General features: G+C 33.1%; 19 protein-coding genes. 9 read left to right on the forward strand and 10 right to left on the reverse strand.

Annotated features, from left to right (window positions below):
* Nucleotides 1–183 precede the first annotated feature (183 nt).
* Nucleotides 184–2,352, forward strand: coding sequence for a TonB-dependent receptor (locus tag ACQUQZ_RS24180; protein WP_435357754.1), 2,169 nt, complete (start codon nucleotides 184–186; stop codon nucleotides 2,350–2,352).
* Complete coding sequence (locus ACQUQZ_RS24185; RefSeq protein WP_435357755.1) at nucleotides 2,352–2,717, forward strand: YkvA family protein; 366 nt, start codon at nucleotides 2,352–2,354, stop codon at nucleotides 2,715–2,717. Before ACQUQZ_RS24180 ends, ACQUQZ_RS24185 begins: the two co-directional genes overlap by 1 nt.
* Before the next feature lie 377 nt (nucleotides 2,718–3,094).
* On the opposite strand, the gene ACQUQZ_RS24190 is transcribed toward ACQUQZ_RS24185, so the two are convergent.
* The 7 genes from ACQUQZ_RS24190 to ACQUQZ_RS24220 all read right to left on the reverse strand — a co-directional run bounded on the left by ACQUQZ_RS24190 (nucleotide 3,095) and on the right by ACQUQZ_RS24220 (nucleotide 12,501).
* Entirely contained in the window at nucleotides 3,095–3,550 is a 456-nt protein-coding gene (locus tag ACQUQZ_RS24190; protein ID WP_435357756.1) for a recombinase family protein, read from the reverse strand.
* A 413-nt stretch (nucleotides 3,551–3,963) separates the two neighbouring features.
* Nucleotides 3,964–4,965, reverse strand: a complete 1,002-nt coding sequence (locus ACQUQZ_RS24195) for a hypothetical protein (RefSeq protein WP_435357757.1) — start codon at nucleotides 4,963–4,965, stop codon at nucleotides 3,964–3,966.
* Nucleotides 4,966–4,970: 5 nt separating this feature from the next.
* Nucleotides 4,971–6,218, reverse strand: a complete 1,248-nt coding sequence (locus tag ACQUQZ_RS24200; protein ID WP_435357758.1) for a hypothetical protein — start codon at nucleotides 6,216–6,218, stop codon at nucleotides 4,971–4,973.
* Between the two features lie 7 nt (nucleotides 6,219–6,225).
* Entirely contained in the window at nucleotides 6,226–7,344 is a 1,119-nt protein-coding gene (locus ACQUQZ_RS24205) for an OmpA family protein (protein ID WP_435357759.1), read from the reverse strand.
* A gap of 206 nt (nucleotides 7,345–7,550) precedes the next feature.
* Nucleotides 7,551–8,675 (reverse strand): ligand-binding sensor domain-containing protein, encoded by a 1,125-nt coding sequence (locus ACQUQZ_RS24210; protein WP_435357760.1) that lies wholly within the window; start codon nucleotides 8,673–8,675, stop codon nucleotides 7,551–7,553.
* A gap of 363 nt (nucleotides 8,676–9,038) precedes the next feature.
* Complete coding sequence (locus ACQUQZ_RS24215) at nucleotides 9,039–10,592, reverse strand: UvrD-helicase domain-containing protein (protein ID WP_435357761.1); 1,554 nt, start codon at nucleotides 10,590–10,592, stop codon at nucleotides 9,039–9,041.
* A 4-nt stretch (nucleotides 10,593–10,596) separates the two neighbouring features.
* The gene (locus ACQUQZ_RS24220) at nucleotides 10,597–12,501 is read right to left on the reverse strand and encodes an AAA family ATPase (protein ID WP_435357762.1); all 1,905 of its coding nucleotides are present in this window, start codon (nucleotides 12,499–12,501) and stop codon (nucleotides 10,597–10,599) included.
* Between the two features lie 473 nt (nucleotides 12,502–12,974).
* On the opposite strand from ACQUQZ_RS24220, the gene ACQUQZ_RS24225 reads away from it, so the two are divergent.
* The 5 genes from ACQUQZ_RS24225 to ACQUQZ_RS24245 all read left to right on the forward strand — a co-directional run bounded on the left by ACQUQZ_RS24225 (nucleotide 12,975) and on the right by ACQUQZ_RS24245 (nucleotide 18,302).
* Nucleotides 12,975–13,190, forward strand: coding sequence for a hypothetical protein (locus ACQUQZ_RS24225; RefSeq protein WP_435357763.1), 216 nt, complete (start codon nucleotides 12,975–12,977; stop codon nucleotides 13,188–13,190).
* Nucleotides 13,187–13,354, forward strand: a complete 168-nt coding sequence (locus ACQUQZ_RS24230) for a hypothetical protein (RefSeq protein WP_435357764.1) — start codon at nucleotides 13,187–13,189, stop codon at nucleotides 13,352–13,354. The genes ACQUQZ_RS24225 and ACQUQZ_RS24230 overlap by 4 nt, the downstream gene beginning before the upstream one ends.
* A 349-nt stretch (nucleotides 13,355–13,703) precedes the next feature.
* Nucleotides 13,704–13,997 carry an integrase core domain-containing protein gene (locus ACQUQZ_RS24235; protein ID WP_435357765.1) on the forward strand — a complete coding sequence of 98 codons (294 nt, stop codon included), beginning with the start codon at nucleotides 13,704–13,706 and terminating at the stop codon, nucleotides 13,995–13,997.
* Nucleotides 13,998–14,219: 222 nt separating this feature from the next.
* Nucleotides 14,220–17,555 carry an immunoglobulin domain-containing protein gene (locus ACQUQZ_RS24240; protein ID WP_435357766.1) on the forward strand — a complete coding sequence of 1,112 codons (3,336 nt, stop codon included), beginning with the start codon at nucleotides 14,220–14,222 and terminating at the stop codon, nucleotides 17,553–17,555.
* Between the two features lie 105 nt (nucleotides 17,556–17,660).
* The gene (locus tag ACQUQZ_RS24245) at nucleotides 17,661–18,302 is read left to right on the forward strand and encodes a response regulator (protein ID WP_435357767.1); all 642 of its coding nucleotides are present in this window, start codon (nucleotides 17,661–17,663) and stop codon (nucleotides 18,300–18,302) included.
* Here the strand turns inward: ACQUQZ_RS24245 and ACQUQZ_RS24250 are convergent.
* From ACQUQZ_RS24250 to ACQUQZ_RS24260, 3 genes are read right to left on the reverse strand one after another with little or no spacing between them, the layout of a single operon-like run.
* Entirely contained in the window at nucleotides 18,299–20,200 is a 1,902-nt protein-coding gene (locus ACQUQZ_RS24250) for a 7TM diverse intracellular signaling domain-containing protein (RefSeq protein WP_435357768.1), read from the reverse strand. The genes ACQUQZ_RS24245 and ACQUQZ_RS24250 overlap by 4 nt on opposite strands.
* Before the next feature lie 3 nt (nucleotides 20,201–20,203).
* Complete coding sequence (locus tag ACQUQZ_RS24255; protein ID WP_435357769.1) at nucleotides 20,204–22,138, reverse strand: histidine kinase; 1,935 nt, start codon at nucleotides 22,136–22,138, stop codon at nucleotides 20,204–20,206.
* Between the two features lie 3 nt (nucleotides 22,139–22,141).
* On the reverse strand, nucleotides 22,142–24,061 hold the full coding sequence (locus ACQUQZ_RS24260) for a 7TM diverse intracellular signaling domain-containing protein (protein WP_435357770.1): 1,920 nt from the start codon (nucleotides 24,059–24,061) through the stop codon (nucleotides 22,142–22,144).
* A 196-nt stretch (nucleotides 24,062–24,257) separates the two neighbouring features.
* Between ACQUQZ_RS24260 and ACQUQZ_RS24265 the strand changes: the two genes are divergently transcribed.
* Together ACQUQZ_RS24265 and ACQUQZ_RS24270 are read left to right on the forward strand one after the other, a co-directional pair.
* Complete coding sequence (locus tag ACQUQZ_RS24265; protein WP_435357771.1) at nucleotides 24,258–24,461, forward strand: response regulator transcription factor; 204 nt, start codon at nucleotides 24,258–24,260, stop codon at nucleotides 24,459–24,461.
* Nucleotides 24,462–24,480: 19 nt separating this feature from the next.
* Nucleotides 24,481–24,801 carry a LytR/AlgR family response regulator transcription factor gene (locus ACQUQZ_RS24270; RefSeq protein WP_435357772.1) on the forward strand — a complete coding sequence of 107 codons (321 nt, stop codon included), beginning with the start codon at nucleotides 24,481–24,483 and terminating at the stop codon, nucleotides 24,799–24,801.
* Nucleotides 24,802–24,854: the final 53 nt, after the last annotated feature.

The following is a 24,854-nucleotide window of genomic DNA, read 5'->3' on the forward strand; positions in this document are numbered from 1 at the left end:
TTTCCGTTGCAAATACCCATTTTATAAATCCCACATTTTTAGTACAAGTTAAAAATTACTCAAGCCTTTATTCACAACTACACAAGTGCAAATTAACTATACTTCATTCCGTTTGGCGAATTTGATTTTTTGATAAATTTTAACAAAAAAAATCAAAAAATTATTTTAAAAAAAATCAAGAAAATGAAGTATTTACTCTTCATAACTTTTGGCATATTTATTTGTCAAACTGTTATGGCACAAAATAATATCAAAGCTATCATCAAGGACGAAAAAACCAATGAGCCTCTAATTGGTGTTACCGTATTTTTAAAAGGTACTCAAAATGGTACAACGTCTGACGAAAAAGGTTTTGCAGAACTAAAAAATATTCCTAATGGAAAAGAAACAATCATTTTTCAGTCTGTTGGGTACAAGAAAAAGGAAATAGATATTTCTTTTCCGCAAGACACTATTATTAATATTTTATTAGAAACATCGTCCAGTGAATTAGATGAAGTTAAAATCGTTGCTTCGACAAGAAGTAGCCGAAATATTAAAAATATTCCTACCAGAATTGAAACAATAAGTGGTGATGAGTTGAATGAAAAAGCGGTGATGCAACCAGGAAATATAAAGATGTTATTAACCGAAAGCACTGGTATTCAAACTCAACAAACTTCACAGGTTTCAGCAAGTGCAAGCATACGTATACAAGGGTTAGACGGAAAATACACCCAACTTTTACAAGACGGATTTCCTTTGTATTCAGGTTTTGCAGGCGGTTTAAGTATTTTACAAATCCCACCTTTAAACTTAAAAAGAGCAGAAGTTATCAAAGGCTCAACTTCTACTCTTTATGGTGGTGGAGCAATTGCTGGCTTAATAAACTTAATCACAAAAGAACCAACCATTAATAGAGAGATTTCATTCTTAACAAATACCAATCAAACAAGTGCTTTGGATTTGAGCGGATTTTATTCAGAAAGGTACAAAAAAACAGGTTTGACAGTTTTTGCCTCAAGCAATTTTCAAAAAGCATACGATGCTAATAAAGACGGCTTTTCGGACATTCCAAAATTTGACAGATATACAATTAATCCAAAGTTTTTTTATTATCCAAACGACAAAACCACTTTTAGTGCAGGCATAAATGCAGGGTTTGAAAAGCGTAAAGGTGGCGACTTACAAGTAATTAACAACAAAGCTGATGCAACACATACTTTTTTTGAAACCAATATAACAAATCGGTTTTCTACCCAAACAAAATTTGAGAAAACATTTGCCAACAAAAACATTTTGACACTTAAAAATAGTATTGGCTATTTTAATCGTAAAATTGACAGAGCAACTTATAATTTTGAAGGAAAACAAATAGCGACTTTTAGCGAAGTAAATTATCTTATCCCCAATGAAAAATCAGAGTGGAATTTAGGTGCGAATGTTGTATCTGATAATTTTAATCAAGTCAATTCAGTTCCCAATAAATTAGTTTATTCAAATGCTGTTTTTGGTTTTTTTGCTCAAAATAATTTAAAGATTTCAGACAAATTTATTGTAGAAAGTGGTTTGAGATTTGATTATAGTAGTAGAAAAAATCTTTTTGTACTGCCTCGTTTATCATTGTTGTACAAAATAAATGAAAAACTAACATCAAGATTTGGTGGCGGTTTGGGCTACAAAGCACCCACAATTTTTTCGGAAGAAGCCGAAGAACTTGCTTTTCAAAATATAATGCCACTTGATTTTTCAAAAATAACTGCTGAAAAATCTTATGGCTTAAATGCTGACATCAACTATAAAACAACCATTTTTGAGAACATAAGCTTATCGTTTAATCAAATGTTTTTCTATACCAAAATAAATAATCCCATTATCTTAAATCAAATTTCAAACAGCACTTTTTTGTTTATAAATGCCAATGGAAATATAGATACCAAAGGCTTTGAAACAAATTTAAAACTACGTTATGACGAAATCGCTTTATACGTTGGTTATACCTATATAGATGCAAACAGAAATTTCAACGGTAACTCAACAATAAATCCATTGACTTCAAGACACCGACTTTACACAAGTTTAATGTATGAATTGGAAAACAAATTGAAAATTGCTTACGAATTATTTTATACAGGAAAACAACAACTTAACAATAGAGAAAAGGTAAGAGATTATTGGGTTATGGGTGTTTCAGGTGAATATAAATTGAATAAATACATTAGTGCTTTTGCAAACTTTGAAAACTTTTTAGACAAGCGACAATCTCGGTGGGAAAGTATGTATTCAGGCACAATTCAAAACCCGCAATTTAGAGAAGTTTATACACCGACTGACGGAATTATTATAAATGGTGGTTTTAAAATCAATATGTAATGTTTGAAAAGTTGAAACAAATTGTAAGAAAATTAAAGCAAGAAATTGTTCCGCTTTACTATGCGTTATTTGACAAGAGAACACCAATCATCGCAAAAATATTTGCGGGGATAACAGTCGGTTATTTATTAAGTCCAATAGATTTAATTCCCGATTTTATACCAGTTCTTGGACTATTAGACGACTTAATAATTGTGCCATTACTTATAAAATTTACACTAACACTAATTCCGGCACATATCATTGACGATATAAAGAACAAAATTGACAGCCAACAAAGATTACCTCAAAAATGGTATTATGCCATACCAATCATTTTAATTTATGTGGCACTAATCGTGTTGACAGTTAAACATTTTAAGTGATTATAAAAGCGTTCAACAAAAAGTAACGCACAAAATAGATGTTTTGTGCAATTGAGCTTGCGTAAATAAACTAAATATTAGTAATGCTATTCAGCCCTATTACTAAATTTGTACTGCTGGAATTATTCCAGCAGTACAAATAGTTAATGTGCAACATTGATTTATTTTTAAAATAAGGTTAATAAGTTTAAAATACCAGAAATTCCAGTTTTTTTGAAATATCAATTGCCAGATTTCGTTTGGACCGCTACATATCTTCAATTTTAGTTTTTTAGAGTTGTCATTAAATAGGTTAACCGAAGTCTATTTGCTCACTTGCACAAAGCCTTGAATGTTAGTGACTCTTTATTTTTCATAGGCAAAATAATGTTAAAATTTTAGGGCAAAATGTCGCTAAAAGTGACACCTAAAATTACTCCTCGTTTTTTTGCCGCTTTTTGAGCTTCTTTTGTTCGGGTGCGTATCTGTTCTCTCTCATGCTCGGCGAACGCTGCCAATAAATGAAGCATCAGGCGATTAGCGTGTGGATTATCAACGGCAACAAACTCAACCTTGCTTTCCATCAAACTCGATATGAAGGCTACGTTTCGACCTAAGCGGTCAAGTTTGGCAATGACTAAGATTGCTTTTTGTTTTAGACATTGTTTTAGAGCTTCTTGCAACTGCGGACGATTATTCTTTTTGCCACTTTCTATTTCAGTAAACTCTCCAACAATTTCCCATTGCTTAAAAATTGCAAATTGTTGGACTGTTGCATTTTGGGCTTCCAAACCCAAACCACTTTTTCCCTGTCGGTCGGTTGAGACTCTGTAATAGGCAATTGCTTTATTCATATAGTAAAATTTTACTCAAAATTACAAATTTGTTCGGATACATACGTCCGTTTATATCCGAACAAAAAGAAATAACAACTCTATTTTGAGAAATTACTATTTAAAGAATGAATATATTAAAATTTGCAGGAAGAAGTAAACAAGAATGACCGTTCTTGCTTTGTTGCAAATATAAGATTTTTTGAGATGAAGACAAGGGCTAACTATAATCTATAGTATATTAATTGGGGAGTCATTGAAAATACAACAGTTTTTGTCAAAATTACCGCCAACGGTTCGGGTATTGGCGAAGGTAGGGTATTTGAAATACGTTAGCTTGGATTATTTACAAATGTTTATAGAAGTACTAATCTTCAATTACTTCCATCAGCCCTGCTTTTGCCAATACCTTGTTAGCTGTGGTTTTTTCTCTGTTAGAGTTTTTTTGTATTGATGAAAGTATATAGCTTATTCCAATCAATTGTATTTAATATTTCGTGATTTTTTTCAAATGAAATGCCTGTAATTTTTACTACAAAATTATAAACACTATAATCTGCATTTAATCTTAAAGGCTCTGTTTTGCTATGTTCAATGTTTTGTCCTATTTGTACAATTGTTTCGTATTGTTTTCCCAGTTTGCTATTAATATTTGGCTTTTTTGTGTAATCATTTACCTGCTTCATATCTTCATTTTCTTGAAAGGCAGATATGTCTTTCAAATTGTCTGTTGCAGTATATGGTATTGTATATTTTGCAGATAGCTTAAAGGATGTCTTTTTCAAAATGTCGCTTTCAGAAGTCGGGTAATCAAGCGATGTTCTATTATATTCAAATACTATTGTAAAATTACTTTGTGTTTTATGAAAAGTCCCTTCATCAAAAAGCAATAGATTTGCTGCCCCATATCCCTTATACAATGGGTGGTTCATATCTCCAAAATTCAATCCCTTTTTCCTATATGTTTCGTTTAAACTGTCTGTTTTATGCTGATAAATACTATTAAGTTTATCTGCACTTTCTAAATAGATTGATGGTAGGTTTGCATAAATACCAATTAAAAGGTCTGATTTCACATTGCCTAAAAAAAATGCTGGTTCTTGTTCTTCTGTACAAGGTACGCTTGTGGGTATTTCTTTCCATTTGGAATACCCTTCTTGGTCAAATTGAAAAGGATTGTTTGACCATTTATTCTCGTAATTATAATAACTCCAGTCTTGCAATGGGCAATTATCGCAGTAATTAATAGTTACTTTGCTTAATGGCTCAAAGATAGCCTCACCAACTTTTTTATGAATATCCTTATATATGTTGAGTGCTTTTGTTGGGCAACCATACGGGTTTGGTGCTCCATCAATTCGTAAGGTGTCGCATTTTTGTGCATTTGCATTTTTAATTGCAAGAAATAAAATTGTTACAAAAATTAATTGTTTCATAATTATTATTTTCTATTAATATTAAAAGCATCAATAATCCATTTAGGAAGATCGGTAATTCCTACTTCCTCATTTTTAGTTTCAGATGGCAAAGTTGTATATCTTCTCAAATCGTCAGAATACCCATAGTTTTTCAAACTGTATTTAGTTAAATCACTTGCCTCTTTATATGTTTTTAGACCAATTTCTATATTCAAATCAATTTGTATCCTAACATTTTGATCTTCATACACATTTTGCCAATAAGCATCTTGATTGATTTGATTGGTTTTTACCTCTTTTTTAGTCAGAATTTTCTCTATATTTCCTCTAAAATAATCAGTGAGTGTTGTGTCAGAACTGTAGCTATAAAATCTAAAAATTTTTGAAGTTAATACTGCGTTGGCTAAAAATTCACCAGCATTGGTATAATCTTCTTGTGGCTTGTAGGGGGGTATCCGCATTTCGCCATCGGCAAAAGCCGTTTCACAATTTAATAGCGTAGTCCAGCTATTGATAATTGTTGTCATGGCTTCCAATTTTTGTTTCACTTCATCGGTAGCATCGTTTGTTGAAGAGGATAGTGTACACTTTTCTTTATCGCCACCTTTTACAAAATTACGAATACAAGTAGTATCCATATTGGTTATTTGCAAAGGCACAAACCAATCTATTAGTTCGGCTCTTTTGTTTTTGGGGTTGTATCTTATTTTAGGACTAAATTGTTTTAACGGTTCATTCATTTTTTCGTCATCAAGATTTTTCCCAAATACTAAGGTGCCTTCGCTACAAGTATATCGTTTTTTGTCATTTTTTTGTTCGGCAATTGTATTGGTACTGCTTAAATGTTGTTGCCAAGTTTGGGTTGTATTGCCTACCTGCTTGTATTCTGCTCTTGTGCTAAATGCTGGATCATAGTGGTAATCAGCAATAGTACTATCGGTTTTGTAAAAATTTATAACCCCAGTTTCAGGGTCAATATTTTTTTCAATACCCCAAAGAAATAAATTGCCAGCAAAAAACAAATTACTTTCGTCTACTAATTTTGATGTAGCTTCTACTAATCCATTTGCGGTAGAATTTGGATTACTCAATCCTTCTTTTTCTTTGTGAAGAGAATAGTTGCTCGTTTTATTTCTAACTTTTATGACATAAAATGTGTTGTAGGTTAATTTTTTTTGAGTGTAATCAATCTTTCTATCCGGTAATTGGGCATAAGATTTTGTGGCAAGAAGTGCAATAATAAAGACCAATAAAATTTTCAAGTTTTTCATAACTTACTTATTTAAGGATTACAAATTCAACTCTACGATTTTCGGCCTTACCTTCAAAGGTTTTGTTGTCGCCAATAGGTTTTGTTTCGCCATAGCCTTTGGCAATAAGTTTTGAGGCATTCACACCTAAGGAAATTAATTTTGCTTTTACAGCATCAGCTCTGTCTTGAGAAAGTTTAAGATTACTGGCATCATCGCCATCACTGTCGGTATGTCCACCAATTTCAAATGTCAATTCGGGGTGTTCTTTTAAAATACTCACAATAGTATTTAACGTTCCCATACTTTCAGGTTTAATGGTGGCTTTGTTTACGTCAAAGTTTATACCTCTTGCTATAAATTTTCCATCTGTGGTCAGGGTTTTGTATGGGTCTGCTCCACCTTCAGCAATTCTTACATTTTTAAAAAACACTTGTGGTCCGTATTCTTTTGAAACCCCATAAGCATATAGCATAAAGGTTTCAGGTAGTCCTGAAGCGATTTGTGCATTTAAAATACGTTCGCTGTTGAGATACACTTTCAACGATTTTTCGGTTATAGCAATAGAAACGTGTACCCATTTATCTGCAAGGTCTTCGGACACTTGTACTTCGTCAATAGTTTCTAATAATTTGCCTGCTTTGTAATTGCCTTCAAAGGTTTTAAAAGTGGCTTTGCCTAATGCCTGTATTAAAATTGGTTTGGCAAAATCGCCAATGGTTGGCACATTGCCAGCCAACTCTTGTTGGTCGGTTTGAAATTTTATTTGAATAGATGGAAATTTCAACTTGCCTTCTTTTGCAGCGTCAATAAAAGTACTATTGTCAAACCGCCATAAGTAATCAAACTCTATGGTGTAGCGGCTTGCAGATAATTTTTTGTATTTGGCATTCAGTCTTGGAAATGCCGATGGTTCGGCATCTAAAAATCCCATAACCAGTTCATTGTTTATTTTAGAAACTTCTACCATTCCTGAATTTACTAACCAGTAAGATGGTATTTCGTCTGTTTTTTCAGAAAGGAAGTTATCTTCAAAAAGCACTTTGTCTCCAGACACAAAGTCAAATTTTGCATAGGATTTTTCGCTGACCTGTGCTTGTGCAATGTTCATTGTCATTCCTAAAATTGAAATGATGATTTTTTTCATTTTATTGTCTGTTATTGTTATTAGGGTGTTTCGGTAAAATCACAGCTAACGTTTTGCAGCTTGGCGAAGTGGCGGAAATCAAAGCACAAAGGTTCAGTTTTGCACAAAAGTTCAATCGAAGAACTGCCGTTGATTTTAGCACTAAACCCGCCATTTTGCCAAACTGCTGTTACCTGCTGTGCTTTTTTTGGTCGTCAATGCTTTTTCTATTGTGTCGTAAATTCTGTAAATGTTTTTCCATCATAGCTATATAGTCCAAATTCTTTTGTTCCAACCCAAATGTTCCCAATATTATCTTCGATTACAGTCCAAACTTGATTGTTTCTCATACCTGTCGATGCAATTGGTGTAAATTTTTTTCCGTCATAGACTGTTATACCTTTTAAGCCATCGCCACTTGTTCCAGCTTTGCCTAAACTACCAAACCATATATTGCCGTTTGTGGCTTCGTATAAACAACTTGCCATATTATCGGAAACGCCATCTTTTTCTAAATAACTTTCTATTGTCTTTCCGTTGTAAAGACAGATACCATTAAGTCTTGTTGCCATCCAAATATAACCTTTAGTATCTTCTATTAATTGCAATATATGTATAGCAGAGGTATTCCGACCAACTACCATAAATGATTTTCCATCATAATAGATTAAGCCATTTGTTGATGAACTAAACCAGATATTGCCTTTTTTGTCTTCTACAATTGTCGATACAAAACCTTGATGTTGGTTGTTGAATGAGCCTTTATTAGTTGCCTCTTTCCAGTTGCTATCTGCGTATCTAAAATTGGTGAATTGATGTCCATCATATTTCCACAAACCATCACTTTCTGTTCCAAACCAAATGTTGCCATTTTTGTCGCCAGTAACACAAAAAACTTGTAACTTTTTATCTGATGAATTGCTACTGCCAATGTCAGATTTTGGGCGTTCAAAGTTGGGGATTTCTAAACGCTTGAAACTATTTCCGTCATTATGAAATAGTCCATCGTTTGTAGCAACCCAAATACTCCCTTTTATGTCTTGGGCAATACCAACAACAAAATTGCTTGCAAGCCCTTCATTTTCTGAATAACGGGTAAATGATTGTCCGTCATACTTATATACACCAGCACCAGTTGTACCAAACCAAAGATTGCCATCTTTGTCTTTCATAGAACAGCGAAACATTGTTTGTGAACTAACTCCATTTGGCAAACTGATTTTCGTTTCCGTCTTAGGATTGTTAGTAATATCCTTTGAAGTTGATGTTTGAGTTTGTCCATTGCAAGATGTCAACGTTAATAACAAACTAAAAAATAAAACTGTGTTTAGTGTAAAGATTGTATTTTTCATTTTGTCAATTCGTTTCATTTTTGCTTCAATGTTAGTGGTCTCGTAGCATAGCAGGTAACTCTTTAATATACGAAAGTTTTGTCGTACTTTTTGTATTGTTTAGTACATTTCAAATGTAAAATTAAACTATTCTTGTCGTACTTATAAATTGTCAAACATTCTTTACTTACAAATATAGCTTAATATGTCAATATCATAAACGACCGATATTGGTTTGTTATAAGGAAAGGATTGTTCAATATATTTAAAAGTAAGATATAAGTAACTAAAGGAGATATTTTTGGATTACAACAAGAGTCTGAATATGCGTGGTGCGACTGATAGCGGACACATTGTTGCATATATCTTATTAGGTGTTTTTTATTATTCCTTACTTAATAATTCCACCCCAAGATTTGATAATTTTTGCTTGTTTGCTTCATTTATGTCCTCTAAACAACCAATTACAAGCATATCACGTGCACGAGTAAAAGCCACATATCCAAGCCGATATTTATCATCTAATTGTGAATTTGCCTTTTCAAAATCTAACCATTCGGATAATTCTTGGTTATTTTCCGCAATTAATAAAACAGATGTGGCTTCCAAACCTTTTGAGCTATGTATAGTTGAGAAAAAAGATTCTGTATTGGATGTTTTACAATTCATTTCAGTAGTAAAAATATCATTTAAACTTCTGTCTTGATTGATTTCAGTTTCATTCTTTGCCTCTATTCCAAATTTAGAGTTAAAACTTTCAACAATAAATTTTCTCTTTTCATTACACTCTTTGATTACTTCAAAAATTTCAAGGCAAAATTTCCTAAACTCAATTTCGTCATAAATATCTTTGATAAATTCAGTTTTTTTAATTCCAATAATGGCCAATATACAACGTTCCAACTCTTTTAATGGACTGGTTAATTTACTTTCGCCTTTTTCAAGTCGGCTTACCTTAGATTTAATCATCAGGTAAATATTGTAAATTGGCTTTTGTGGCTTATTATCAATCCAATTCCGAGTCAATATTAAATCTGCAAAAAAATCTTTTCTCAAATCCTTCTTTCTTTTGCTATGCAAATCATGAAGAGAATGTTTCTTTTTTAGTTTTCGGTACTTGTCGATTAAGCATTTTATTTCTTTTTCTTCAATAAAATAAATAGGAATATCACAAGCCAAGTTTTCAGTTGTTTGTTTATACTCTTCTTCTAAAATAAAATGATTAGCAAAATCTACAATTGTTTTTCGAGAACGGTAATTTATATTTGTAGAAACAACAGAATGTGAGTGATTGATTTTCAAATCATTTAAAGGGGTTTTGTCAAAACTTTCTGGGACTTGTTCAGGGTCGATATGTGTCAAATCATAAGAAAACTTGAATATGCACTGCAAAGGGTCGCCAATTAAATATACTTTTGTTTTTCTTGCTTCGATTATTTTCTTCCAAAGCAAGTGAATTTTTAAACGATTATCTTGGTATTCATCAATAAAAAGAAACTGAATTTTGTTTAATAGAAGATTAAAAACGGATTCATTTTCTAAAATTCTTTCCGCCAATTCAAGAACTTTGTCAAAAACTAAAACCCCTTTCTGTTCCCATTCATTTGCCTTCGCTATTCGGAAAGGTTTATCGCTCCAATTTGAGTTAATACCGTCAACATATATTTTATCTTCAGGCATTAGGTTTAATACTTTTCCGTAAGGATTTAAAACATATTGAATCAAAAAACTATGGATTGTCCCAATATAAATATTAGGCATCAATTTTACCTCTTGCGAAATTCTTTTCCGCAGTTCTTCAGTTGCTGCATTGGTAAAGGTGATTACTGCACAAGTACGACAAGCATCTAACTCTGGTAAGCATTTCACAACTTCTTCTTTCAAATTATGCGTTTTGCCAGCACCTGCACCCGCAATAACTATTTTAAGATTTTCCATAGATTTATGAAATTAAGAAGTCGAAACCATCTTTGATATAAATTGGGATATTGAATTTTGGGGTTTTGTTTGTAAAACTTTTGTCTTGTAAAACTTCGACTAAATTTACTGCAAAATCTGCTTTATGATTGTGTTTTAAAGTCATTTTACCACTGCTGTCAGGTTCTTTTAAATAAATTTCATTGAAGAAATTGTCCGAATCAATAGGATTACTTCCTAAGCTATTTTTTAATTTTTCACCATTAATTCGTCTCGTTCTAATTAAAGCCTCTAAAAGAATATCTTTACCATCTTCTCTGAGATTCGATGAAATTAAATCAGTTTCATAAGTATAGGTACTTGTTTTTTCTATTTTGATAACAGAACAGTCTTTATATCTTTCTTTCAAATTATCTGCCCTTGTATTATCATCGCTATCTGTAAAAACCAAACATTTGATAAAGTAGCCTGCTTTAATTACTTCTAAAAAATGTTTCATAGCAACTCCTTGAACATTTACAATCGTAATATTCTTTTTCTCCAATGTTTCTTTTGTATGAATTTTAAAAAATTCAGGAATTACAAGTTGCTCTGAAATGCCCTCTACCAAGATGATTTTGCGAGTAAAAAACATAATTGATTTTGTAGCATCTAAATATTTTTGCAAATATTTTTTTGAATCTTTAGGAATAGATTTTAGTAGGTAATGCGGTTTTATATTTCCACTGTCCTTATAAAGAACTATAGTATTATCCAAATCTAATTGTGAAGTAATATGTGTGGAATGAGAAGTAATAATCACTTGTCGCTCTTCATTGACTTCTTTAGTATTTCTTGACAAATGCACTTGCAAAGTTGGGTGTAAATGTGCTTCTGGTTCTTCAATTCCAATCAAGCGAAAATATACCTTCTTTTTATCAGCATTTTTTACAAGTTGCGACAACAAAAGAGAAATGTAAAGTAAATTATTCCGTCCTAAGCCATTTCTTTCAATACTAATAGGCTCAGAACCATAAATGAGGCTTAGTTTTTTCAAAATTTCACTTTCCTCGACACCCGAAAATTGGAAATTAATCAAGCCGTTTTCATCTTCTTCAGAAATTTGTTTTAAAAATTTCTCAATGTCCTTTTTTATATCAGTAAATACAGAAGTTTCTTTACTGATAATTTGATTTAATTCAGCTAATTTTTCTTTAATCGAATCAATATCTTTTTTTGAAGTTGTCGTTTGTTCAGTTGTTCTTGTATTCAAAATAGAGAAAAGCAACGTATTTCGTCCTCCTGCCAAAAGTTGGGATTTAGCATCTCGCAAAGCATCTAAGAGTTCCATTTTCAAAAAACTCAACCAAGAAAAATCTACTTTTTGAGTTTCATTGTTTCCACCAAATAAGATATATCTGTAATACTCGATAGGGAAAGAAATACTTTGTATTTGTCTTTGCTCAAATTGTTCAAGTGTTTCCGTAACTATTATTGAAAGACTTGATAGGTTTCTTTTAATCTCTGAAAACCATTTTTTTTCTAAATCACTTTTTTGAGAAATACTGCTCAAATACGTAACCTGTGCTTTTTCTCCAATTTTTACCATTCCGTCATTTATAAAACAGTCATTCATAACTGCTTTTTGGTCATGCGACATTTTTTCAAAAACTAAATCAACTCTAATTTCGGGAAAGATAAGTTTAGAAAAATCACTTTCAGCAACTACTTGCTTTTTAAAATTTAAAACAGTTTGATAATGAAAATCATCTGTTTCTAACACTCTCTTTTGGAAAAAGGAAATATCTGGACTTAGAATCAAGCCTATGGCATTAAGTAAATTAGTTTTCCCTACATTGTTCTCCCCAATAATAAGCGTAAAAGACTGTAAGTCAAGTTCTAAACTTGAAAAATTGCGGTAGTTTTGAACAGTAATTTTAGAAATGTACATCTATTGAACAGAGGATTTAATTTTGAAAACAAAGTATGGCAACGGAAGTGATAAAAAAGTGTATGAAAATAAACAAGTAATATAATTCTCAACATAATAGCCAGATAATCCCAAATATACTTTTATCAATACATCTTTTTCTTAAAAACTATTTAAAAAGCAGTTATATTTATTATACGGTACTTTTAGGTTTCTATTTAACATAAAAGAACTTATTGAACCGAACATATGCTACTATTTTAACTTGACATATATCTTATAAATATATGATAATCAAGGACTTACGAAGAAATAAAAAAATGCAACTTCATACCCTACTTACGAAAAGTAGTGGAAAGTTACCGTACTGGGCTGGTCTCTTCTACCGAATTGAAGACTGGTTTGTGGATGGATTTTAAGCGTGTTCGGCAGCTTAACAGATGGTATTTTAAGCATCGAATTTTCCTCCTTCTTAAACCTAAAAAACTAAGAAAATGAAATCAGACAATGCCCGAATCAAAGAACTTGAAGCAAAAATCAAGTTACTTGAAAAAGAAAAAGAATTCTTCAAATTGAAGGCTGTTGCTTGGGAAACTTTGGTCGATGTGGCCGAAGAAACCGGGGCTGTCCTTACAGATGAATATTTCCATCAAAAAAAAGTTCGCACCCAAACGGTTGAAAAGCTGACTGCTATCCCTTGCTGGGTATGAGTTTGCTCTGTTCATTGTTTGGGTTTAGTCGTCAAGCTTGGTATGCGGCTATCAAGCAAAAAGAAAAGGTTTCATTTGAATTTGACGTTGTTTTGGCTGAAATATTGGCTATTCGTAAGCGAATGCCAGTAGAGTGGTTACGGCCAATTCTGACCATTGCTTGAAAAAGTATCCAAATTTAGTAAAAGTTATTATTCCAACCGAGACAGAATCGCTGTGGGTGTCCGAGATGACGGGGACGCTCAGTCTTATCTTTCTTGTGGTCGTGGCTTTGCTTATTTATCGTTGATTATGGATGCTTTTTCTCGGAAAGCGGAGTGCCGCCCAATCGTTGGTTGGTCTTTACAAAAGAAGTTGGATGCTAAGGGTCCTATTTTAGCTCTGAAAATGGTGTTGCAGTCCCGCACTAAAGCCTCACAATTTATCCACCATCGCTCCGGCGACCCGGTCCGACAGAGGCGTACAGTATAGTATTGCTTATGGGCGTACGTGGATTTATTGAGGGATGCAAATGTGAAAATTAGTATGTGCTCGTCGGCCGAACCCAATGAAAGTTCGATGGCTGAACGCCTAAATCGTACGTTGAAAGAAGATTTTAATGTGAAGGGGTTTATTTCTTTTTGTGAGGCTTCACAGGTAATTGAACAAGTAGTCAAGACTTATAATGATTACCGTCCACATGCCTCATTAGATTACAAAACACCTAAGCAGGCTCGTCAATCTATTGGTAGTCAAAGACTTAGATGGTATCCGTATAAAAAAATAAGGTTTTCTAATGTGATTAGAAAACCTGTAAATTCGGGATGAATGAAAGCTGTTAAGCTATCTTTCGTAGCAGACTAACACAATCCTGATGACAGATAATCATAAAGTAATTGTATCTCGAAGAAAACGAACCCAGTTAAAAGTTCATCTGGCTAACATTTGAGAACCGTTAAATCGAAAACTATACCGTTAAATGGAATCTTCAAGAATTTTTCAGATACTTCATTCATATTTCAGATGAAATTTTAAATTTTATCAAGAAGAATGAAAAAATACATTCACCTATTACTCTTTTTTACTTATCTGAACACGTATGGACAAGGTATAAGCATTTCACCAAACACACCCTACGCAACTTTTAGCGGTCAAGATATTTCTGTTAATTTTATTCCTTCTGCTGGAGCACTGGGACCCTATACTATTGAGTTGATTGAAAAAGAGGCAAGATACTGTGATTCAAAGATTAATGAGATAACTAAGGCCTCAATAATCTCAAATACTACTTCTGTTACATTAACTATTCCTTGCTGTTTCAAAACAGGGGTTGTCAATAACGGAAATTGTGAGATAGATTATAAATATTATTTAAGAGTTAGCAATAATGATGTAGTATCCCAAAACTACTCTATTCTGCTATATCCTACTGCCAATTATACTTTTGGTTTAAACGTTACGCCTAATGAAACTTGTGAGAATGGGACTGCCGGCGTAAGGTGGTATTCAAGTGGAGTAGGAGAAAATAATGTATTTAGGATAGAGCTATCGAACTCCAATGGTATTTTTTCCAACCCAACCTTATTAGGAACATTGTCGAGCAGCAATAGTGACGGACTAAAGTCTCAATTAATTACCATACCTCAAGGTATAACCACCAGCTCAAATTATAAAATACGGGTAACTTCGTCAGAACCATATTCTACAATTTCTACCCAATTTACCGTTAATCATTCCATTAACTGTGAGCCTATAAATTCTTTGTCAATATCAAACTCCTATTCTATTTGTCAAGGTAATACACACACTATTACTTGGAAAAATAATGGAACAATAGGATTAAATAATGTTTTTACCGCCGAGCTATCAGATAATTTAAATACAGTATCTTACCCACTTGGTAATATTTCATCTCAAACGGCAGAGTCTATGCAAGTCGTTGTTCCAAATAATGTTCCCACTGGTTATTATTATCTAAAGCTACGTGTCAGTAACATTAACGGAAGTATTTATGAAAGTTCTACTTCACATGGTTTTGATGTAGGTTTACTTAAACCCTCTATACTTTTGAATAGCAATTGCGGAGGTGGTAGGTTTGAAATATTTTGCGACTTACCAATACCAGAGAAGAACTATTTTTTTAATTGGAAAAAGGATAACTTAAACATTGACTCACAAAACCAAACTACTCAATTTTTAAACGAAGGATTGGTGTATTACAGTAGGAATATTGCTCAAAGCAGCGATGCAGGTAATTATTCTTTTACATTAACAAGAAAACAAGATGGTTGTACTGCCACCTCAGACCCTTTGTATTTACCTATTAGTACACCTATTCCGGCTCCCACTACAAGTCCAGTTACTGTAATAAGTGGTAGCACCACAACATTGACTGCTTCCAACTGTTCGGGAAACATCTTGTGGTATAGTTCTGCAACTGCTCAAGATGCCATTGAATCAGGTAGTTTCCTTACACCCGAAATTACGCAACCAACCACTTATTATGCTGCTTGCGAATATTACCAAGGTATGAATTACACCGTATGTGAAAGTCCTCGCACACCTCTAACTATTAGTTTGACGAGTCATATTCCGCCCAATGCACCTGCTCTAAGTATCTCAGCCAATAATTACTGCAGGGATATATCAAACTACCCTACTATTACAGCTTCTGGATGTTCAGGGACTGTCAGATGGTACAGTACATATGAGAGAAATGCAAATTTTTACCTTTTTGAAACCACTACTCAAGCCCCACACCAAATAACAATCTCTGACGGTATATACCAAATTTTTCGAAAAGATACTCTTTATTATTATGCAGATTGTAGAGTAAATGGTGTCTTGAGTTCAACAAAGAGCGAAATGGTGTATATAAATAAATCAATTCCAAATCCACCAAATATTTCGCCTAATCCTGGCAATTTTCTCAGCATCAATAATGGTAGTAATATAAAATTTGATGGCATAGGATGTAATGGAACCGTAAAATGGTATGATAGCGATATTGCTATTACCCCCCTTTCAACAGGAGCCTCATACACTACACCCAACTTATTTAATAACACCACAAACAATATCGCAGATTATAAAATCTACTATTCATGCCAAGTAAATGGATGTGAAAGTGAAAGGCTGTATTCAAGATTTCTTATTTATAAAGATGACGTTATGGCTCCAGCCATTGTCTTTGACCAAACCAATATCCTTTGCAGCGGCAATTCAAAAACTATTTTCGCTCATGGTTGTTCAAATGGAATTGTTCGTTGGTATGATTCACAATTTGACGGAAACTTGGTAGGTACTGGACAAACTTTTAATACCCCTGTTTTAAGCTATAATGAAAATGGTGGCAATGGCTATCGTTACTATGCAGAATGCGAGCTTAGTGGTATCAAAAGCGGTAGGCAAGAAGCATATTTTTACGTTGTTCGTAGCCCTAAGACAATAGCGGCTAATCCCTCGGTAATCAATTGTAATACCTCTACCACCTTATTTGCTACAGGTTGTAATACCTTTACGCCATATGATTTCAATGTAAAATGGTATAAAGATAATGTTTCTTCGGAACCAATTGGTACTGGTCTTAACTTCGTGACCCCAATCTTGAAGAATAGCACAACCTACTATGTATCCTGTGCTAATGGTAACTGTGAAACTTCTCGTGTACCTGTTCCAATTACAGTTCTTTGCCCACCCGATGCCCCTGTAATTTCATCGAACCTCTCAGTTATTTGTGCAGGAGGTGGAATAAATTTATCGGCTACTGGATGCTCAGGAACTGTCAACTGGAGCGATGGCGGTAGCGGAACAAGTCGAGCAAACGTTATTTTTAATGCTTCAATAAGTCTATCTGCTACTTGCACGGTGGGAAATCTGACCAGCGGAGCATCGAGTACTTTATTAATTACCGTAAATCCAAAACCTATTTTAGTAATTACAAATCCAGCAGCTGTTTCGCCACCTAATACAATAAACATAACGCTCTTGGCAATAACCGTAGGTAGTACACTACCGCCTAATACTTCTTTGAGATATTACACTGATGCAGATGCCACTATTACACTAAATAATTCTTCGGCGGTAACGACTTCGGGTACATATTTTATCAAAGCAACAACCACCAACGGCTGTTTTGACATTAAACCTGTGGTAGTTGTAATAAATGATTGTAGCACACCGATAGTATTAGTAAGCACCGCCGATGATTATAGTTCAGGAATTCAACTAAAGAAAACTAACGAAACCATCACAGCTATCAATATAGTAACAGCATCTGCTCAAGCTACATATCTGTCAAACCAAAGTATTTTACTTAATGCTGGTTTTAAAGCCCAACCAACAGCTGGTGGGTATTTTAAAGCAGAGATTGGGGGGTGTGATTGAAAATAAAACTTTATGTTAATAAAAATGATTTATCATTTTACTAAAAAAGAATACCTTTGAGAAATGAGATGTTTGTTGTAGAAAAGTTTATTCCACCACCCTATTATGATAAAAATTTTACTTATTGATGACCACCAAGTTTTGCTTGATAGTTTGCGTTTATTATTTAATTCTATCGAGAATGTTGAAGTTGTCGGTACGCTAAACGATAGCAGAAAAGTGCCTCATTTTCTTAACGATGTAGATGTCGATATTTTAGTATCTGATTTACACATGCCTTTTTTTAGTGGAATTGACCTTGCATTACAACTCAAAAAGACTCATCCAAATCTTAAGATTTTATTATTGACAATGGCAGAAGATGCACGGCACATCCGAGAAGCATTGCGGGCGGGTGTACATGGCTATATTTTGAAAAAAACAGGTAAAGAAGAACTCCACATGGCTATTCTAAAACTGATGGATGGCAAAAAATATTATAGCGAAGCTGTTATTGAAGAATTGGCAGCCACTGCTGATGAAGATTATAACGATGCTCGACCCGAAACGATTGAACATTTGACAGCAAGGGAAATTGAGATTTTAAAATTGATTACCCAAGAACAATCAACTGTCGAAATCGCCGAAAAACTTTTTATTAGTATTTCGACAGTTGAAACACATCGTGCTAATTTAATGAAAAAACTCAATGTTAAAAGTGCCATTGGTATGGTAAAATTTGCCATCAAACATGGTTTAGTAGATTAAACAGGAATCAACACTTCGCTCCTAACACCCTTATTTTCAATATTTTGCAAATTCCAAATTCCATTCAATGATTCTACCCTTGCCTTAACATTTTTCATTCCTTTTCCATCAGAATTATTTTCATAAATACCAACTCCGTTATCTTCAACCGTAAGTTTGAGTTGGTTTTCGTTTTTCGAGATTTCAATTTTTGCCTCAGTAGCTTTTGAGTGTTTGATGATATTATTGACCAATTCGAGGCAAATACAATAAAGTTCAAACTCTATTTTATTATCAACTCTGCCAAAACCTTCAGCAATTTGTAAATCGAATTTAATCTTTGAGCTTTTGCTTATTTTTCTGACAAAACTTTGTAGTGTTGGTACGAGTCCTTGTTTTTCAAATTCTTCTGGCAGTAAATTATGCGACAACAAACGCACATCATTATAGGCTTTTTCGAGGTTTTCTCTGAGGTTTTGATGAATTGCTCGTTCGTCGTCATTCATTTTTGATTTATCAATCATATCGACACTCAGCCAAAGTGCTGACAACGTACTCCCCAGATTATCATGCAAATCGGCGGCTACACGTTTGCGTTCGATGGTTTGGCCTTGAAGAAGAGCAGCTTGAAGTTTGAAGTTTTGACTTTGAAGATATTCTTGTTTTTCTTTGGCAATACGTTGAAATTCAGTCAGATTATCTGATAGTTGTAAATAATTCCTCTTATATTCGGTAGCTAATATGTATGATATTGCCATCGGGACAGCCAATAATGCTATATCGAAAGCCATTTCCTGAAGTATCCAAGGTTTATTTGCAGAATCTCTAATCAGAATATAAATGGTCATACCAACGAAAAACAATATTGCCGCAATTGTTATACTGACTGCTTCTTTCTTCCCATTTCGATAGGCTCTCAATGAAATAAAAGGTATGTAAAAACATAGAAAGAGTTTGGTTAAAACAAAGCCAAATAACTGACCTGTTTTATAAGGATAAATCATTGTCGGAACAGTAATCAAAAAACAAACTACAATGATATAGAAAAACTTATCTCTCTTCAATTCCAATAAAAAATATAAGGCAATCAACACACATAAATCAGCGATTGGGCTGACCAAAAGATGGGTAATTGTTAGAAGATTACGATAATATAAATCATTGATAAAATAGGTAATATTCGAAGAGAATAGCGTATATGTAGTAAGCAATGTGTAGATTCCAAAAAATAAGTTGGCTTTTTTATGCCTATACTGAAAAAACAATAAAAGGTGGAATGCAGCAATGAAAAGGAAAATCCCCGTTTTTATATGACCTGAATTATGAGCTCTTAGTGATAGGCTATTTATTATATCACTGGAAATAACAGCATTTTCTACGTAATTAATAACTGCCTTAAATGCGGGATTTGGAAAATTCAAATCGGATACTAAAAAAGTATTAGGATACGAAAATCTTACTGCTAAACTATTATTTTGTTGAATGATTAATGGAAATGAAATTTGCTTGCCCATAGGGTCATAGCCTTTTATTTCTTCTGTATTTTTTGATATATGTCCAAATTTATGAATCAATTTACCATTTAGGTATATTTCGCTTGCTCCTGTTTGTTTTACAATGAGTGCCAAAAATTTATTGTCAAATTCAATTTTAGGTAATAATTTAAGTCTCATCCAAATAATATTACCTACTTTTAATGATTTCAAATCCATAACATCTTGTGTAGGGTCAAGACTCTCCCATTTACTATCATCAAAGTCGGGTTTTGCAAAATCGGGGTTATCGCCTGCATGAAATTTCCAGCCTTTATTTAGTAAAACACCTTCTTTTGGCAAACTATCTATACGAAAAACTTCTTTTTGAGCATAAACTCCTAAATGAAAAATAGCCAATAATATTAACGACAGTAGTTTTTTCATAGACTAAATCGGTATATTTATTTGTGAATTTGTCCCTTGATTTTTTTTTGAATTTATCTTCCAAACACCATTCAATGACTCCACTCTGGCCTTAACATTTTTCATTCCTTTTCCATCGCTTTCATTATTGAATGTACCAATTCCGTTATCAGATATTATCAATTCAATTTTCTTTTCAGTGCGAGAAAGTGAGATTTTTGCCTCGCTGGCTTTTGAGTGTTTGATGATATTATTGACCAATTCAAGGCAGATGCTGTATAGTTCAAACTCAATTTTATTATCTACTCTACCAAAGCCTTCGGCAATTTGTAAGTCGAATCGAATCTTAGAGTTTTTGCTTATTTTCCTTACAAAACTTTGCAGTGTTGGTACGAGTCCTTGTTTTTCAAATTCTTCCGGCAGCAAGTTATGCGACAACAAACGCACATCATTATAGGCTTTTTCGAGGTTCTCTCTGAGGTTTTGATGAATTGCGATTTCTTCTTGGCTCATCTTCGATTTATCAATCAAATCGACACTTAGCCAAAGTGCTGACAACGTACTACCCAGATTATCATGCAAATCAGCAGCTACACGTTTGCGTTCGATGGTTTGTCCTTGAAGGAGAGCTGCTTGGAGTTGGGCGTTTTGTTTTTCGAGGGTTTCTTGTTTTTCAAATGAAAGACGTTGGACTTCAGACAATTTCAACATTAAAGATTTACTAATCTGAGCAAATTCTCTACCTAAATATAAAGTTATACTTATCGGGATACTGAGTACGCCAAGATTTGTTAAAATATGTCGAACTGTATCGTGTTGATTTAAATATGATGCATTGAATGTAGTTATGATTATCAAAAATACGAAACAAGTCGAACCAAATAGAATTATTTTTGCTCCATCCTTTCCATCTCTGTATACTAAAATTGAAATCCTTGCCACTTCAAAAAAAATTACAGTAGAAATATAAATTCGACTTTGCGATACAATAAAAAAATCAAAAAAAGGTAAAATTAATGTAATCGCCACTATTAGAATTAATACCTTATAGACAATTCCAAATCGAATATTGAAAATTATATAAACTGCCGTAAGTTGAAAAATGTAAGCTGGATGTCTAATAAACCAGTAGGTATTTGCGAAGGTAGCAATGTCAGAGAGGTCATAAAAATATCTATTAACCGTTGCTTGATAAATGTAAAAAACAAATAGGAAACAACATCCTAAACCAAAAAATATATTTGCTTTTTGCAAACGATGAGCATAATAAAAACTAAAATGTAAAATACTTAAAATAAAAAAAAGACCCGCTTTGAAATAATCTAAGGTTGGAGCATCAAAATTACCAAATTGCTCATAATTATTACCATGAAACGCATTTCTTATGATAGGCAATTTAGGGTCTGAAATATTCAAAATGATAGATAAACAATCTGACTTGTGAAGTTGTGATTTTTGATATATAGCAATATCTTTAATTGCAAATCTAACAGCTATTATATGTTTACCTTTGTCTCCTGTATATAAATGAATTACTGGTTTTAAATAATTAAATGAAAAAAATGCTTGAACTTCATTGGGATTTTGACTGACTTTACCAAAATTTCCTATAAAACGTCCATTTTGATAAAATTCAGTTGCAATATTTTGATAGGTATATAAGCTTAGAATAGTGTTTTTTAAAGTTGAATCAAAGTTTAGTTTTATTCTAAACCACCCAATCTCTGCCTTTTTTATCTCAGGTAACTCATCTATATCCTTCGTCGGGTCAATACTCTCCCATTTGCTATCATCAAAATCAGGTTTAGCAAAATCAGGATTATCACCTGCATGAAATTTCCAGCCTTTATCAAGTAAAATACCTTGTTGTGGTATGCTATCTATGCGAAAAACTTCATTTTGAGCATAAACTCCTAAATGAAAAATAGCCAATAAAATCAACGATAGTAGTTTTTTCATAGACTAAATCGGTATATTTATTTGTGAAGTCGTCCCTTGATTTTCTTTTGAATTTATCTCCCAAACACCATTCAATGACTCTACTCTTGCTTTTACATTTTTCATTCCTTTGCCATCGCTTTCGTTGTTGAAAGTACCAATTCCGTTGTCGGAAATTATCATTTCAATTTTCTTTTCAGTGCGAGAAAGTGAGATTTTTGCTTCGGTTGCTTTTGAGTGTTTGATGATATTATTGACCAATTCGAGGCAGATGCTGTATAGTTCAAACTCAATTTTATTATCAACCCTCCCAAAACCTTCAGCAATTTGTAAATCGAATCGAATCTTAGAGTTTTTGCTTATTTTCCTTACAAAACTTTGCAGTGTTGGCACAAGTCCTTGTTTTTCAAATTCTTCAGGCAAGAGATTATGCGACAGCAAACGTACATCATTATAGGCTTTTTCGAGATTTTCTCTGAGGCTTTGATGAATTGCAGTTTCTTCTTCGTTCATCTTCGACTTATCAATCAAATCGACACTCAGCCAAAGTGCTGACAACGTACTACCCAGATTATCATGCAAATCAGCAGCTACACGTTTGCGTTCGATGGTTTGTCCTTGAAGGAGAGCTGCTTGGAGTTGGGCGTTTTGTTTTTCGAGAGTTTCGTTTTGCATTTTAAGAATTTGCTGTTTCTCGATAGAGAGTTTCTCTACCTCATTTAACTTTTGGGCTAAACTCTTACTGGTTAGAGTATATTCACTTGCCAACATGAGTGAAAAACAAATAGGAACGCTTGTCAAACATAAATTCGCAAAAAACGTAATTCCGAACTCTGAATACGGTAATACATGAAATGCTATTAGATACCACACAACCAAAAATACGATATAAAGTATATAGCCTGCAAAAATGTACCAAGCCGCAGTTTTTCCACTTCCGATTGTTTTTATAGATAATCTTATTGATTCAATAGCAAGAAATCCAGCAAGTACTAAATTAAAGTAAAACATACCAAAATTAGGACGATAACAGCATATCGGGTATGCTAATAAAAAGACAAAAATGCCTACCCAGAACATTATCTTTTTGGGAAGTCTTAAAAAATCATAAATAATAAGGAAAGTCAATATAGCAATAAATGTCGATAGAATAATTATCCAACTTGTTTCAATGTACAATGATGTAGCCGAAAGTGGCAAGTTACTGACAAGGTTTTCAAAATGATAAATAATAACATTACAAAGTGCATAAAGACTAATATAGAGGTTTGATTTTTGTTTGGGATAAGAAATGAAAAAGAAAAAATGGATTAAGAACAAAAAAAGAAATAATCCTACCTTCAAATAATCAAGCAGGGCATAATCATTTTTATTTTTTGCAAAACTTTCAATTGAATTATCTAAAACAACAAGTCGTGCTTTAAAAGCATTATATTTTTTTGGTTTATGTTTTAACAAAATAGGCGGATTAACAAATGAAAATCGAACACAAATCGTTTGCATACCAGCATTTTTAAAAACAATACTATAAAGCTGACCATTGGGCAATCGAATTTGCTCCTTATCTTTTTCTTGACTCACTACTCCTATCTTATGAATCAGAGCATTATTGAGATAAATTTCCGATGCCAAGGTTTGGTCAATTTCAAGTGCAAGGGCTTTATTTACTACTGAAGAGTCAATGATAAAATTTAACCTTAAATATCCAATTCTTGCTTTTTTTATCTGAGGCAAATCCATCACATCTTGTGTAGGGTCTATACTCTCCCATTTACTATCCTCAAAGTTAAATTTTGCAAAATTGGGGTAATAACCAGCATGAAATTTCCAACCTTTATCAAGTAAAACACCTTCTTTCGAAAGATTATCTATGTGAAAAATTTCTTTTTGGGCATAAACACCAAACGATATTAGTAGTACAATCAGAAAGATACTTTTTTTCATAGTTAATAGAGTATTTAGGCATAAACTCCTTGAAATTTCTACAATAGCCCTCACATTTCCAAACATCACCCTCAAATATCATGGTAAACCATGAGTAAAAAATCATGGTTTACCACTACAAAATTTCATGGTAAACCATGAAAGATTATTTTTTGCCAAAATATCAACTTTGTAACATAAACTAAATCTCAACAAAATGGCTGTGGAACTAACAAAACGTGAACAAGAAATATTGGAATTGATAGCCAGCGAACTCACAACCGAGCAAATTGCCCAAAATCTAAATATCAGTGTCCCGACCGTAGAAAGCCATCGACGAAATATGTTTCGTAAGCTCGGTGTGCAGTCGGTGGTAGGTTTGGTGAAAGAAGCCCTAAAAAATAATTGGATAAAAGTTTAGAACTCAAAACAACAATGCTATGAAAAACGAAATTGCAATCGGTGGTTTCAAGTCAGTAAAGCCAGAAGAGATTCTCTTGCTTGAAGCCGACATAAATTATACAGTAGTACACTTTAAAGATGGTAAAAAATTTATCGTGGCAACTCCACTTAAAAGCCTTCAAAGTAGGTTTGAGCCATACAATTTTTACCGAACACACAAATCTTATATGGTTAACCTTAAATGTGTAGAATGTTATTTAGAACCACATAAACAAGTACACATGACTGATAATAAAAAAGTGATAGTTTCAAGGCGAAAAATAAATGGTTTGAAAAAATCACTATTAAATGACCGATAAATTGAGAATACTACCGTTAAATCGAATTTGAACGAGTCAATATAAAATTATTA

The sequence above is a fragment of the Emticicia sp. SJ17W-69 genome, from assembly GCF_051209875.1.
Taxonomy (GTDB): Bacteria; Bacteroidota; Bacteroidia; order Cytophagales; family Spirosomataceae; genus Emticicia.